Here is a 13,763-nt window from a genome sequence, read left to right on the forward strand (position 1 = left end):
GCAGGCAAGTGGCGTCGCGTCCCCCTCCGCAGAATTCGCTCAACGGCAGGCGGTGGCACCGCGGTCGGAGACCCTCCCGCTGCACCCCAGGCGACGCGACAATGACAATGAGCTTCCTCAACCCCGTTACCACCCAGACCTGGACCAACGGCCGCCATCTGGTGCGCTGCGTCAAGGTGATCCAGGAGACCTGGGATACCCGCACCTTCTGCTTCATGGCCGAGCAGCCGGTCATGTTCTTCTTCAAGCCGGGGCAGTTCGTGACCCTGGAGCTGGAGATCGATGGCCAGCAGGTCATGCGCTCCTACACCATCTCCAGCTCGCCGTCGGTCCCCTACAGCTTCTCGATCACCGTCAAGCGCATGCCGGGCGGGGTCGTCTCCAACTGGCTGCACGACAACCTCAAGGTCAACGACGAGCTGGCGGTGCACGGGCCGGTGGGCAACTTCAACATCATCGACTACCCGGCCGACAAGGTGCTGATGCTCTCCGGGGGCGTGGGCATCACGCCGCTGATGTCCATGATGCGCTGGCTGTTCGACACCAATGCCGCCGTGGACGTGGAGTTCGTGCACAGCGCCCGCACGCCGCGCGACCTGATCTTCCATCGGGAGCTGGAGCACATCTTCTCGCGGATCCCCGAGTTCAGGCTGCACCTGGTCTGCGAGCGCAGCGACGACCTGGGCGAAGCCTGGTCGGGCTTCCGGGGCTTCCTCACCCAGCAGATGCTCGAGCTGATGGCCCCGGATTTCATGGATCGCGAGATCTTCTGCTGCGGCCCGACCCCCTACATGAACGCCGTCAAGCACCTGCTCGAGGCGAACGGCTTCGACATGAGCCGCTACCACGAGGAGTCCTTCGGCGCCACGCCGCTGGATGTCCAGGAGGAGGTCATCGAGCACGTCGAGCAGGCCGAGGCCGAGGCCGAGGAGCTCGACGCCTCCGACATGATCAACGTCGAGTTCAGCGCCACCGGCAAGAGCGTGCGCATCCAACCCGACGAGACGGTGCACACCGCCGCCGCCAAGCTGGGCCTGCACATCCCCAAGGCCTGCGGCATGGGCATCTGCGGCACCTGCCGGGTGTCGCTGACCGCCGGCGAGGTCGAGATGGAGCACAACGGCGGTATCACCGACGAGGACATCGCCGAGGGTTACATTCTCTCCTGCTGCAGCAAGCCCAAGGGCGACGTGGTGGTGGAATACTGAGCCTTGCCCGGCCGTCCGGGCCTTGCGCCCGGACGGCCTGCCGCCGACACTGAGCCCCTCTCTCCGTCTGCCGCCGGGGCCTGCCCGCCATGACCGCTTCCCCCGAGACGCCGCCGCTGTCGGTCGGCTTCGTCCTCCTGCACCGCTTCACCATGATGCCCTTCGCCGGCTTCGTCGACTGCCTGCGCCTGGCCGCGGACGAGGGCGATCGCTCGCGGCAGCTGCGCTGCCACTGGGTGTTCATGACCGGCGGCGGGCGGGATGCGCTGTCCAGTTGCGGGGCCGCCATCACTCCCTGCTCCCCCTTCCGCGATCCGGCCGAGTTCGACTACATCGTGGTCATCGGCGGCGTCCAGGACGAGCACGATGCCGTGGACGAGGCGGCGATCGGCTACCTGAAACGGGTGGCCCGGGCCGGGGTGCCCCTGGTGGGGGTCTGCACCGGCGTCTTCGCACTGATCCAGGCCGGCCTGATGGCGGGGCGGCGCTGCTGCGTCAGCTGGTATCACCACGGCGACCTGACTCGACGCTTTCCCGACATCGCCCCGGTGGCGGACCGGCTGTTCATCGACGACGGCGATCGCCTGACCTGCGCCGGGGGCACCGCCTCGGCGGACCTGGCCGCCTACCTGGTGGAGCGTCACCTGGGCAAGGCCTGGGCGATGAAGAGCCTGCACATCATGCTGATCGACGAGGCGCGCCCGGGGAGTCATCCCCAGCCCCAGCCGGTGATCTTCGACAAGGTGGCCGATCGGGTGGTGCGCCGTGCCATCGGCATCATCGAGCAGCACCTGGGTCAGATGATCTCGGTGGACGAGCTGGCCAGGCGGGTCGGCACCTCGCGACGCAACATCGAGCGCAAGTTCCGCGAGGAGCTGGGGGTCGGGCCCCAGAAGTTCGCCCGGGACCTGCGCCTGCGCTACGGGCTCTGGCTGCTGCACTACACCGCCAAGAGCGTCACCGAGATCGGCGAGCGGTGCGGCTTCGCCGACACCGCCCACTTCTCCCGGCACTTCCGCGATGCCTTCGGCACCACCCCCACCGCGGTGCGCAAGGCGGCCGGGGAAGGCTCGGCCCCGGTGGATCCCTTCTTCCTGCACATCGAGGCCCGGCCGGCGTCCTCGTAGCGCGTCGACCCGCGCCGCGGCGGGTACAGCCGGGGGCTTCCCTACCGCGCCGCGATGCGACGACTCCACTCAGGCAAAACAAGGGCTTGGCGCGGCTGGCGCGATTATGGCCGCAAAGTTGTCGCATACGTTCAATCTTTGCCCGATCGGCTCCGCTATCAATAGAGGGGTGGCAGGAGCAGGCACCCGGGGCGATCCCGACCTGCCAGCCTGTCTCGCTCGATGATGGCGGTGTCGTTTTCAGAATACCGCGCATCCCCCTTTTGCATACCGTTGAGAAGCCAATCCCCAGGGTGATGTCATGAACGCCAACAACCTTACAACAGCCGACCCCCAGATCGCCGCCGCCATCGCCGACGAGGTGGCGCGTCAGGAAGCCCACATCGAGCTGATCGCCTCCGAGAACTACGCCAGTCCCCAGGTCATGGAGGCCCAGGGCTCTCAGCTGACCAACAAGTACGCCGAGGGTTATCCCGGCAAGCGCTACTACGGCGGCTGCGAGCACGTCGACGTGGTCGAGCGGCTGGCCATCGAGCGGGCCTGCGCCCTGTTCGGCGCCGACTACGCCAACGTCCAGCCCCACTCCGGGGCCCAGGCCAACGCCGCGGCCTTCATGGCCCTCGTCTCCCCGGGCGACACCGTGCTGGGCATGAGCCTGGCCCACGGCGGCCACCTTACCCACGGCGCGGCCCCCAACTTCTCGGGCAAGTACTACCACGCCGTCCAGTACGGCCTGAATCCCGAGACCGGCGAGATCGACTACGACGAGGTCGAGCGCCTGGCCCAGGAGCACAAGCCCAAGCTGATCATCGCCGGTTTCTCGGCCTATTCCCGGGTCATCAACTGGCGGCGTTTCCGCGACATCGCCGACGCCGTGGGCGCCTGGCTGATGGTCGACATGGCCCACGTCGCCGGCCTGGTCGCCGCCGGCCACTACCCGAGCCCGCTGCCCCACGCCCACGTGGTGACCACCACCACCCACAAGACCCTGCGCGGCCCCCGCGGCGGCCTGATCCTCTCCGCCAGCGGCGACGAGGCGCTCTACAAGAAGCTCAACGGCGCGGTTTTCCCCCGCCAGCAGGGCGGCCCGCTGATGCACGTCATCGCCGCCAAGGCGGTGGCCTTCCGCGAGGCCATGAGCCAGGACTTCGTGCGCTACCAGGCCCAGGTCATCGACAACGCCAAGGCCATGGCCGGCGTCTTCGTCGAGCGCGGGTTCGACGTGGTCTCCGGGGGCACCGACGACCACCTCTTCCTGGTCTCGCTGATCAAGCAGGGCGTGACCGGCAAGGATGCGGATGCCGCCCTGGGGCGCGCCCATATCACGGTCAACAAGAACGCCGTGCCCAACGATCCCCAGAGCCCCTTCGTGACCTCCGGGCTGCGCATCGGCACCCCGGCGGTGACCACCCGCGGCTTCGGTCAGGCGGAGTGCGAGACCCTCGCCGGCTGGATCTGCGACATCCTCGATGTCCTGGCCCAGGGCGCCGATACCGCCGAGATCGAGGCCGAGGTGCGGGGCAAGGTGGCCGAGCTCTGCACCCGCCATCCGGTCTATGGCCAGGCCGCCACCGAGGCGGCCGACACTTCCATCGCGTGAGCCCGCTCCCCGGCGGGGACCTTGAGGAGAAGACCCTATGCAACGTTATTCCGGCTTCGGGCTGGTCAAGCACGCGCTGAGCCACCACGAGAACTGGCAGCGCCAGTGGCGCAACCCCACGCCCAAGAAGGCCTACGACGTCATCATCGTCGGCGGCGGCGGCCATGGTCTGGGGACCGCCTACTACCTGGCCAAGGAGTTCGGCGTCAAGAACGTCGCCGTGATCGAGAAGGGCTGGCTGGGCGGCGGCAACACCGCGCGCAACACGACGATCGTGCGCTCCAACTACCTGTGGGACGAGGCCGCGGCGCTCTACGAGCATTCCATGAAGCTGTGGGAGGGCCTGTCCCAGGACCTCAACTACAACGTCATGTTCTCCCAGCGCGGCGTGCTCAACCTGGGCCACACCCTGCAGGACATGCGCGACATCCAGCGCCGGGTCAACGCCAACCGGCTGAACGGCATCGACGGTGAGGTGCTGGATGCCAAGGGCGTCCAGGAGCTGGTGCCGATCATGGACTGCTCCAAGAATGCCCGTTACCCGGTGCTCGGCGCCTCCTGGCAGCCCCGGGCCGGCGTGGCCCGCCACGACGCCGTGGCCTGGGGCTTCGCCCGTGCCGCCGATGCCCACGGCGTGGACATCCTCCAGCAGACCGAGGTCACCGGCTTCAAGATCCGCGACGGCCAGGTCTACGGCGTGCACACCAACCGCGGCGACATCGAGGCCAAGACCGTCGGCTGCGTGGCGGCCGGCAACTCCGGCGTGCTGGCCGGCATGGCCGGCATCAAGCTGCCGCTGGAGTCCCACCCGCTGCAGGCGCTGGTCTCCGAGCCGCTCAAGCCGGTGCTCGACACCGTGGTGATGTCCAACCACGTGCATGGCTACATCAGCCAGTCCGACAAGGGTGACCTGGTCATTGGCGCCGGCATCGACGGCTACAACGGCTACGGCCAGCGCGGCAGCTACCCCACCGTGGAGCACACCCTGCAGGCCATCGTGGAGATGTTCCCGATCTTCTCCCGGGTGCGCATGAACCGGCAGTGGGGCGGCATCGTCGACACCTGCCCCGACGCCTGTCCGATCCTCTCCAAGACGAAGGTCAAGGGTCTCTACTTCAACTGCGGCTGGGGCACCGGCGGCTTCAAGGCGACCCCCGGCTCGGCCCATGTGTTCGCCGCCAGCCTCGCCAAGGGCGAGATGCACCCGATCGCCGCGCCCTTCTCCATCGATCGCTTCAACACCGGGGCGCTGATCGATGAGCATGGCGCCGCCGGCGTCGCCCACTAAGGAGATATCGCCATGCTGTATATCCATTGCCCCTATTGCGGCGAGCTCCGCGAGGAAGAGGAGTTCCATCCCAAGGGCCAGGCGCACATCGCCCGTCCCCTGGACCCGGACGCCTGCAGCGACGAGGAGTGGGGCGACTACCTGTTCTTCCGCGACAACCCGCGCGGCATCCATCACGAGCTGTGGGTGCACGCCGTGGGCTGCCGCAAGTTCTTCAACGTCACCCGCCACACCGTGACCTACGAGATCCTCGAGACCTACCGGATGGGGGAGCAGCCGACGATCACCGCCGAGCACCCCGAAGGCCGGCCGTCCCGGGACGCCGCCGACCAGGCATCGCTTCGTGAAGGAGTCCGCGCATGAGCCAGCTCAATCGCCTCGCCCGGGGCGGTCGCATCGACCGCTCCCGCAAGCTGAGCTTCACCTTCAACGGCCAGCGCTACCAGGGCCATGCCGGCGACACCCTCGCCTCGGCGTTGCTGGCCAATGGCGTCGATATCGTCAACCGCAGCTTCAAGTACTCCCGCCCCCGCGGCATCGTCGCCGCCGGCGCCGAGGAGCCCAACGCCGTGGTCCAGCTCGGCAAGACCGAGGCCGCCCAGGTGCCCAACGTGCGCGCCACCCAGCAGGCGCTCTACGAGGGCCTGGAGGCGCGCAGCACCAACGGCTGGCCCAACGTCCAGCGCGACCTGATGAGCCTGATCGGCAAGCTGGGCGGCCAGTTCATGCCTCCGGGCTTCTACTACAAGACCTTCATGGCCCCGGCCTCCATGTGGATGACCTACGAGAAATACATCCGCAAGAGCGCCGGCCTGGGGCGCAGCCCGATGGAGAAGGATCCGGACCTCTACGATCATCTCCATCAGCACTGCGACGTCCTGGTGATCGGCGCCGGCCCGGCCGGCCTGGCCGCGGCGCTGGCCGCCGGGCGCAGCGGTGCCCGGGTGATCCTGGCCGACGAGCAGGAGGAGATGGGCGGCTCGCTGCTCGATTCCCGCGAGCGGCTCGACGACAAGCCCGCCGACGCCTGGGTCGCCGAGACCCTCGAGGCGCTGGCCGCCATGGACAACGTGACCCTGCTGCCACGGACCACCGCCAACGGCTATCACGATCATCACTTCGTGACCCTGCACGAGCGGCGCACCGAACACCTGGCCGACACCGCGCCGGTCAAGGACGGTCGTCGCCAGGCGCGCTCGCGGATGCACCGCGTGCGGGCCGGCCGGGTGGTGCTGGCCACCGGCGCCCACGAGCGCCCGCTGGTCTACGGCAACAACGACGTGCCGGGCAACCTGCTGGCCGGGGCCGTGTCCACCTACATCCGTCGCTACGGGGTGGTGCCGGGGCGCAAGCTGGTCCTTTCCACCAGCAACGACCATGCCTATCGTGCGGCCCTGGACTGGGTCGAAGCCGGTCGCGAGGTGGTGGCCATCGCCGACGCCCGGGCCAACCCGGACGGCGAGCTGGTCGAGCAGGCCCGCGCCCTGGGCATCCGCATCCTTCCCGGCAGCGCGGTGATCGAGGCCAAGGGCGAGTCCCGCGTCAACGCCGCCCGGGTGGCGAAGATCGACCCGGACGGCTTCCGGGTCGCCGGCAGTGCCGAGACCCTGGCCTGCGACACCATCGCCAGCTCCGGCGGCTACAGCCCGGTCATCCACCTGGCCTCCCACACCGGCGGCCGGCCCACCTGGAACGACGACATCCTGGGCTTCGTGCCGACCCTGGTGAAGGGCGTGAGCGCCGCCGGCGGCGCCCAGGGCGTCTACGCCACCGGGCGGGTCCTGGCCGACGGCGTCGCCGCCGGTGCCCGGGCCGCCGAGGAGGTCGGCTTCGCCGCCGCCGAGGTGCGCCTGCCCCAGGTCGCCGAGCGGCGCGACGGCGCGGCCGTGGCGCTCTACCAGGTGCCCCACGAGAAGCCGACCCTGCGCGCCCCCAAGCAGTTCGTCGACCTGCAGAACGACGTCACCGCGGCGGGCATCGAGCTCGCCACCCGGGAAGGCTTCGAGTCCATCGAGCACGTCAAGCGCTACACCGCCATGGGCTTCGGCACCGACCAGGGCAAGCTCGGCAACATCAACGGCATGGCCATCGCCGCCCGCTGCCTGGGCCGGCCGATCCCCGAGGTGGGCACCACGGTGTTCCGCCCCAACTACACCCCGGTGACCTTCGGCGCCATCGTCGGCCGCCACTGCCGCGACCTCTTCGATCCCGAGCGCTACACCGCCATGCACCAGTGGCACGTGGAGCACGGCGCCGAGTTCGAGGACGTGGGCCAGTGGAAGCGCCCCTGGTACTTCCCGCGCAAGGTCGACGGCAAGACCGAGACCATGCACGAGGCCGTGGCGCGCGAGTGCCGTGCGGTGCGCGAGGCGGTGGGCATCCTAGACGCCTCCACCCTGGGCAAGATCGACATCCAGGGACCGGATGCCCGGGAGTTCCTGGGTCGGGTCTACACCAACAAGTGGGCCAAGCTGGCACCCGGCCGCGTCCGCTACGGCCTGATGTGCAAGGACGATGGGATGGTGTTCGACGACGGCACCACCAGCTGCCTGGGCGAGAACCACTTCCTGATGACCACCACCACCGGCGGTGCCGCCACGGTGCTGGAATGGCTCGAGCTGTGGCACCAGACCGAATGGCCGGAGCTGGAGGTCTACTTCAACTCGGTGACCGACCACTGGGCGACCATGACCATCACCGGGCCCGAGGCGCGCAAGCTGCTGGCCGAGGTCACGGACATGGACCTGGATCGCGAGTCCTTCAAGTTCATGGACTGGCGCGAGGGCGTCGTCGCCGGGGTCCCGGCACGGGTGTTCCGCATCTCCTTCACCGGCGAGCTGGCCTTCGAGATCAACGTCCAGGCCAACTATGCCCTGCACGTCTGGGAGACCCTGTTCGCCCATGGCGAGAAGTATGGCCTGACGCCCTATGGCACCGAGACGATGCATGTCCTGCGCGCCGAGAAGGGCTTCATCATCGCCGGCCAGGACACCGACGGCTCGGTGACCCCGGAAGATCTCGGGATGCACTGGTGCGTGGGCTACGACAAGCCGTTCTCCTGGATCGGCCAGCGGGCCCTGTCGCGTCCGGATACCAAGCGGTCCGACCGCAAGCAGCTGGTGGGCCTCCGGCCCAAGGACCCCAAGGTGGTGCTGGAAGAGGGCGCCCAGATCGTCTTCGATCCCCAGCACGCCATCCCCATGCCGATGGTGGGGCACGTGACCTCCAGCTACTACAGCCCGACCCTGGATTCGGGCTTCGCCCTGGCCGTGGTCAAGGGCGGCCAGCAGAAGATGGGCGAGTCCGTCTATCTGCCCATGGCCGACGGCCAGGTCCACGAGGCCGAAATCGTCAGCCCGATCTTCGTCGATCCCAAGGGAGAGCGCCAGAATGTCTAACGTCGCCACCTTCGATACCCGCACCGAGGCCAAGATCCCGGTGGAATCACCGCTGGCCTACTCCTACCGGCGTTCGGGGGCTCCGGCCCCCACCGCCAAGAGCCGGGTTGTGCTGCGCGAGCGGCCCTTCCTGGGGCACCTGGTGCTGCGCGGCGGCGCCATCGTCCTCGACGAGGCGGTCCGCGAGGTGCTCGGCGTGACGCTGCCCGGCGAGCCCCAGGGGCTCGTTCATGACGCCGACGGCCGGCGGTCCATCCAGTGGATCTCCCCGGACGAGTGGCTGGTGATCGTTCCCGGCGGCGAGGAATTCGAGCTCGAGAACCGGCTGCGCGAGGCCCTGGGCGGTGCCCACTTCGCCATCAGCAACGTCGGCGGGGGGCAGACCCTGCTGGAACTCGAGGGCGAAGCCGCCCGGGAGCTGCTGATGAAGTCGGTAGTCTACGACGTGCACCCCAGCCACTTCCCGGTGGGCAAGGGGGTGACCACCGTCTTCGCCAAGACCACGGTGATCCTGCGCCGGCCCAGCGAGGAGCGCTGGGAGCTGGTGGTGCGCCGCAGCTTCGCCGACTATACCTATCGCTGGTTGCTGGATGCCGGCGACGAGTATGGCATCGGCGTCGAGCGTTGATCCCGACCGCCCCACCCGTATGACCAGACCAGGCCGGGGCTTGCCCCGGCCTGCTTCGTCAGGAGATTCGCCATGAGCCGTAGCGCCGCTACCTGGATCCTCACCGCCCAGTGTCCGAGCCGCCTGGGCACCGTCGACGTGGTCACCCGTTTCCTGAAGGAAAGCCGCTGCTACATCACCGAGCAGCAGTCCTTCGACGATCGCCACGCCGAGCGTTTCTTCATCCGCACCGAGTTCCGGCCTCAGGATCCCGACTTCGATGCCCAGGCCTTCCAGGCCGCCTTCGCGTCTCGGGCCGATGAGTTCGAGATGGCCTTCGAGCTCACCGCCCCGGACGAGCGCACGCCGGTGGTGATCATGGTCTCCAAGGCCGATCACTGCCTGAACGACCTGCTGTATCGCTACCGCACCGGCCAGCTGCCCATCGACATCCGCGCGGTGGTGTCCAACCACCCCGACCTGCAGCCGCTGGCCGACTGGCACGGCCTGCCCTACTACCACTTCCCGATCACGCCGGAGACCAAGGCGGATCAGGAGGCTCGGGTCTGGCAGGTGATCGAGGAGAGCGGCGCGGAACTGGTGATCCTGGCCCGCTACATGCAGGTGCTCTCCAGCGAGATGTGCGAGCGGCTCGCCGGCCGGGCCATCAACATCCATCACTCCCTGCTGCCCGGCTTCAAGGGGGCCAAGCCCTACCACCAGGCCTACGAGAAGGGCGTCAAGCTGGTCGGGGCCACCGCCCACTACATCAACGACGACCTGGACGAGGGGCCGATCATCACCCAGGGGGTGGAGGCGGTCAGCCATGCCGACTACCCGGAGGACCTGGTGGCGAAGGGCCGCGACATCGAATGCCTGACCCTGGCCCGAGCCGTCGGCTATCACCTCGAGCGTCGGGTCTTCCTTCACCGGGGCAAGACGGTGGTCTTCGCGCGCTGATCGCCCCGGCCCGGTGACCGGGGAGACGAGGCCGTCCGCGCCTAGCGCTGGGCGGGCCGCCCGCCCTTAACGGCCAGGACCACCCCGGCGATGGCCAGGGCCATGCCGGCCAGCGAGATCGCCGGCAGACGCTCGTCGAACAGCCACCAGGCTTCCAGGGCGGTGGCCGGCGGCACCAGGTAGAAGAGGCTCGCCACCCGGGAGGCCTCGCCGCGTTCGATCAGCGTCATCAGCAGCAGGATGGCGCTGATCGACAGCACCAGCACCAGCCAGCCCAGGGTCAGCAGGAAGGTCGGGCTCCACTCGATGTGGCGGGTCTCGACGGTGAGGGCCCCCAGCCCCAGCAGCGCGCCCGCCCCGAGGTACTGGACCACGGTTCCGCCGAGCAGCGGCATGCCGGCACAGTAGCGCTTCTGGTAGAGCGTGCCCAGCGAGATGCCCGCCAGGGCCACCATCACGGCGCCCAGCGCGCCGAGGCCGAAGCCCCGGAAGAGGGCCTGGCCCGGGTCGAGCTTGCCGCCCAGTACCAGGGCGACCCCGGCGAGCCCCATCACCAGGCCGAGCCACTGGCGACGCCCCAGACGCTCGCCGAGCAGGGGGCCGGAGAGAGCCGCGGTCAGCAGGGGCTGCAGCCCGACCAGCAGCGAGGCGAGTCCCGCCGGCATGCCGAGCTCGATGCCATAGAAGACCCCGCCCAGGTAGGCGGCGTGGACCAGCAGGCCGGAGAGGGCGATATGGCCCCAGTTGGCGAGCCCCCTGGGCCAGCGCCCGCCCAACAGGCCCACGAGGGGGACCAGCAGCACCAGGGTCAGCAGGAAGCGCACGAAGAGGAAGGTGAAGGGCTCGGCGTAGGGCAGCCCGAACTTGGCACCGATGAAACCGGTGCTCCAGAGGGCGACGAAGAGCAGGGGCATGGCGGCCAGCCAGGCCCGTCGGCGACGATCCGCTGTCATGGGAACTCGAGTCCGGGGAGTGGAGGGGCCATCTTGGCGGGGACGAGCGCCGGTGACCAGCCCGCCGATGGTCAAAGCATTACAAACCGTTACATGGCGGCGGTGAACCCAGGGCTTCATGGATCGTCACAGGGGGGCATTCGATCGCTTGCAACATCACGATTCTTGGAGGTATTCATGCAACGTTTCACCGCCCTGTTCTCCGCCGCCCTGCTCAGTGCCGGCCTGATGGGCTCCCTCGCCCATGCCCAGGAGTCCGCCGAGGGGGCCGCCGAGCCTGCCCAGGCGGAGGCCCAGGCCCAGAACTTCTCCGACGATCAGCTGCAGAAGTTCGCCGATGCCTCCAAGGAGATCGCGGTGATCTCCCAGGACTACACCCAGCGGCTGCAGGAGGCCGAGGGCGAACAGGCTCAGCAGCAGGTCCGTCAGGAGGCCAACGACAAGATGGTCGAGGCGGTGGAAGCCAGCGGTCTCGAGGTGGATACCTTCAATGCCATCGGTGAGGCCATTCAGCAGGATCCGGAGCTGATGCAGCGCGTCCAGGCGATGGCGCAGCCGTCCTCCTCTTCCTGAGGCCAGCGGGGCGCGGCACCGCCGCGCGCCAGGAGCGGCACGGGGCCACCCTTCGGGTGGCCCTTCGTCGTTCGGCAGGGTTTACAGCCTCCGATGGCCCTTTCAGACTACCCCTATCCACCATCTCCGCGGGAGTCAGGCCATGGACGTGGAACTGCTGGAGATCCGCCAGCACCTGGGGCGCTTCCCGCCCTTCGACACCCTCACCGACGAGCTGCTCGACGAGGTCGCCAGCCAGGTCGAGGTGGCCTACTTCAAGGCCGGCAAGGAGATCCTCTCCCTGGACCAGGAACTCCACGAGCTGTGCTACATCCGCAGCGGCGCCGTGGAGGTCTACCGGCGCGGCGGGGAGCTCTACAATCGCCTGGGGGAGGGCGACATCTTCGGCCAGTTCAGCCTGCTGCGGAACCGCCGGGTCCGCTACCCCGCCAAGGCCATGGAAGACACCCTCATCTACTTCATTCCCGAGGCGGTCTTCCGACATCTCTGCGAGGCCGACGAAGACTTCGCCGACTTCGTCGAGCTGCTGCGGCCGCGCCTCGAGAGTGCCGTGGAGGAGCAGAAGAAGAACAACGACATGATGATCACCCGGGTACGCAAGCTGCTCACCCGCTACCCGGTGATGGTCGAGGCCTCGACCACCGTCCAGGAGGCCGCGCGACTGATCACCGACTACCAGGCGTCGGCGGTGCTGGTCCTGGACAAGCCCGGCGACAATCCCCGCTATACCTTCCGCGACAGCGAGGATCGGGGCTGGCAGGTGCGGGGCATCCTCACCGACAGCGACTTCCGTACCAAGGTGGTGGCCGGGGGGCTGTCGCCGGACACGCCGGTGGGCGAGGTGGTGGCCGATCGGGTGATCGCCGTGCAGTCCGACGAGTCGGTCCACGAAGCCATGCTGTGCATGCTCCGGCACAACATCCATCACCTGCCGGTGATGCATCGTCGCCGTCCGGTCGGCATCGTGCATCTTTCCGACATCATTCGCTACGAGACCCAGAGCAGCCTCTACCTGGTGAGCAATATCTATCACCAGCCCAGCGTGGAGGGGCTGGCCAAGCTGGCGCCCGACGTCAGCGGGGCCTTCGTGCGCATGGTCGAGGAGGGCGCCGACTCGCGCATGGTGGGCAGCGCCCTGTCCACCATCGCGCGCAGTTTCACCCGTCGCCTGCTGGAGCTGGCGGAGGAAAGCCTGGGGCCGCCCCCGGTGCCCTACTGTTTCATGGCGCTGGGCTCCATGGCCCGCAACGAGCAATCCATCGTCACCGACCAGGACAATGCCCTGGTCCTCTCCGACGATTTCGATCCGGCCGAGCACGACGCCTACTTCCGCGAACTGGCCAAGTTCGTCTCCGATGGCCTGGATGCCTGCGGCTACCCCTACTGCAAGGGCGACATCATGGCCACCAACGACCAGTGGCGGCAGCCGCTGGCGGTGTGGAAGCGCTACTTCATGGAGTGGATCGAGGCCCCCAGTCCCGAGCGGCTGCTGCACAGCTCGATCTTCTTCGACCTGGATGCCGTCTATGGGGAGAACGTCCTGGTGGAGCAGCTCCAGGACCTGGTGGCCGAGCAGGCCGCCCGCCATCCGCTGTTCCTGGCGGCCATGGCCCGCAACGCCCTCAATCGCACGCCACCGCTGGGGTTCTTCCGCACCTTCGTGATGGAGAAGGACGGCAAGCACAACAATTCCATCAACCTCAAGCGGCGCGGCACCGCACCCATGGTCGACCTGATCCGTGTGCACGCCCTGGCCTGCGGCTCGAATGCCCAGAACAGCTTCGACCGGCTCGACGACATCGACCGTACCCAGCTGCTCGCCCCCGGGGTCAGCGATCGCCTGCGCTATGCCCTGGAGTTCCTGTCGATGTCGCGGATCCGGCACCAGGTGATCGACATCGAGCACGATCATCCACCGGACAACAACATCGAGCCGGAGAACGTCTCCAGCAGCGAGCGCCACAACCTCAAGGACGCCTTCCAGGCCTTGAGTCACGCCCAGAAGTTCCTCAAGTTCCGCTATCCGATGCCGTCGCGGACGAAATAACC

General features: G+C 68.3%; 11 protein-coding genes. 10 read left to right on the forward strand and 1 reads right to left on the reverse strand.

The genetic code is table 11. The annotated features are described in order from the left end of the window. Positions 1-101: 101 nt before the first annotated feature. The 8 genes from BEI_RS04005 (at position 102) to purU (ending at position 10,188) form a co-directional block, all read left to right on the forward strand. On the forward strand, positions 102-1,208 hold the full coding sequence (locus tag BEI_RS04005; RefSeq protein ID WP_097788299.1) for an FAD-binding oxidoreductase: 1,107 nt from the start codon (positions 102-104) through the stop codon (positions 1,206-1,208). Positions 1,209-1,297: 89 nt separating this feature from the next. After that, a complete protein-coding gene (locus tag BEI_RS04010) occupies positions 1,298-2,335 on the forward strand; it encodes a GlxA family transcriptional regulator (RefSeq protein WP_097788300.1) in 1,038 nt (345 codons plus the stop codon). A gap of 301 nt (positions 2,336-2,636) precedes the next feature. Then, positions 2,637-3,935: a serine hydroxymethyltransferase gene (gene glyA, locus BEI_RS04015; protein WP_097788301.1), complete on the forward strand. Its 1,299-nt coding sequence runs from the start codon at positions 2,637-2,639 to the stop codon at positions 3,933-3,935. 37 nt (positions 3,936-3,972) lie between these two features. After that, positions 3,973-5,223, forward strand: a complete 1,251-nt coding sequence (locus BEI_RS04020) for a sarcosine oxidase subunit beta family protein (protein WP_097788302.1) — start codon at positions 3,973-3,975, stop codon at positions 5,221-5,223. Between the two features lie 12 nt (positions 5,224-5,235). Further along, positions 5,236-5,586: a sarcosine oxidase subunit delta gene (locus tag BEI_RS04025; protein ID WP_097788303.1), complete on the forward strand. Its 351-nt coding sequence runs from the start codon at positions 5,236-5,238 to the stop codon at positions 5,584-5,586. Next, the gene (locus BEI_RS04030; protein ID WP_097788304.1) at positions 5,583-8,621 is read left to right on the forward strand and encodes a sarcosine oxidase subunit alpha family protein; all 3,039 of its coding nucleotides are present in this window, start codon (positions 5,583-5,585) and stop codon (positions 8,619-8,621) included. The genes BEI_RS04025 and BEI_RS04030 overlap by 4 nt, the downstream gene beginning before the upstream one ends. Beyond that, positions 8,614-9,249: a sarcosine oxidase subunit gamma gene (locus BEI_RS04035; protein ID WP_097788305.1), complete on the forward strand. Its 636-nt coding sequence runs from the start codon at positions 8,614-8,616 to the stop codon at positions 9,247-9,249. The genes BEI_RS04030 and BEI_RS04035 overlap by 8 nt, the downstream gene beginning before the upstream one ends. A gap of 72 nt (positions 9,250-9,321) precedes the next feature. Beyond that, entirely contained in the window at positions 9,322-10,188 is an 867-nt protein-coding gene (gene purU, locus BEI_RS04040) for a formyltetrahydrofolate deformylase (protein ID WP_097788306.1), read from the forward strand. Between the two features lie 41 nt (positions 10,189-10,229). Here the strand turns inward: purU and BEI_RS04045 are convergent, their stop codons facing one another. Further along, positions 10,230-11,141, reverse strand: a complete 912-nt coding sequence (locus BEI_RS04045; protein ID WP_097788307.1) for a DMT family transporter — start codon at positions 11,139-11,141, stop codon at positions 10,230-10,232. Positions 11,142-11,318: 177 nt separating this feature from the next. Here BEI_RS04045 and BEI_RS04050 point away from each other — a divergent pair, with 177 nt between their 5' ends. Together BEI_RS04050 and BEI_RS04055 are read left to right on the forward strand one after the other, a co-directional pair. After that, on the forward strand, positions 11,319-11,714 hold the full coding sequence (locus tag BEI_RS04050) for a DUF4168 domain-containing protein (protein WP_097788308.1): 396 nt from the start codon (positions 11,319-11,321) through the stop codon (positions 11,712-11,714). 142 nt (positions 11,715-11,856) lie between these two features. Beyond that, the gene (locus BEI_RS04055) at positions 11,857-13,761 is read left to right on the forward strand and encodes a DUF294 nucleotidyltransferase-like domain-containing protein (protein WP_097788309.1); all 1,905 of its coding nucleotides are present in this window, start codon (positions 11,857-11,859) and stop codon (positions 13,759-13,761) included. The last annotated feature ends 2 nt before the right edge of the window (positions 13,762-13,763 follow it).

Source organism: Halomonas beimenensis (assembly GCF_002549795.1).
GTDB lineage: Bacteria > Pseudomonadota > Gammaproteobacteria > Pseudomonadales > Halomonadaceae > Halomonas > Halomonas beimenensis.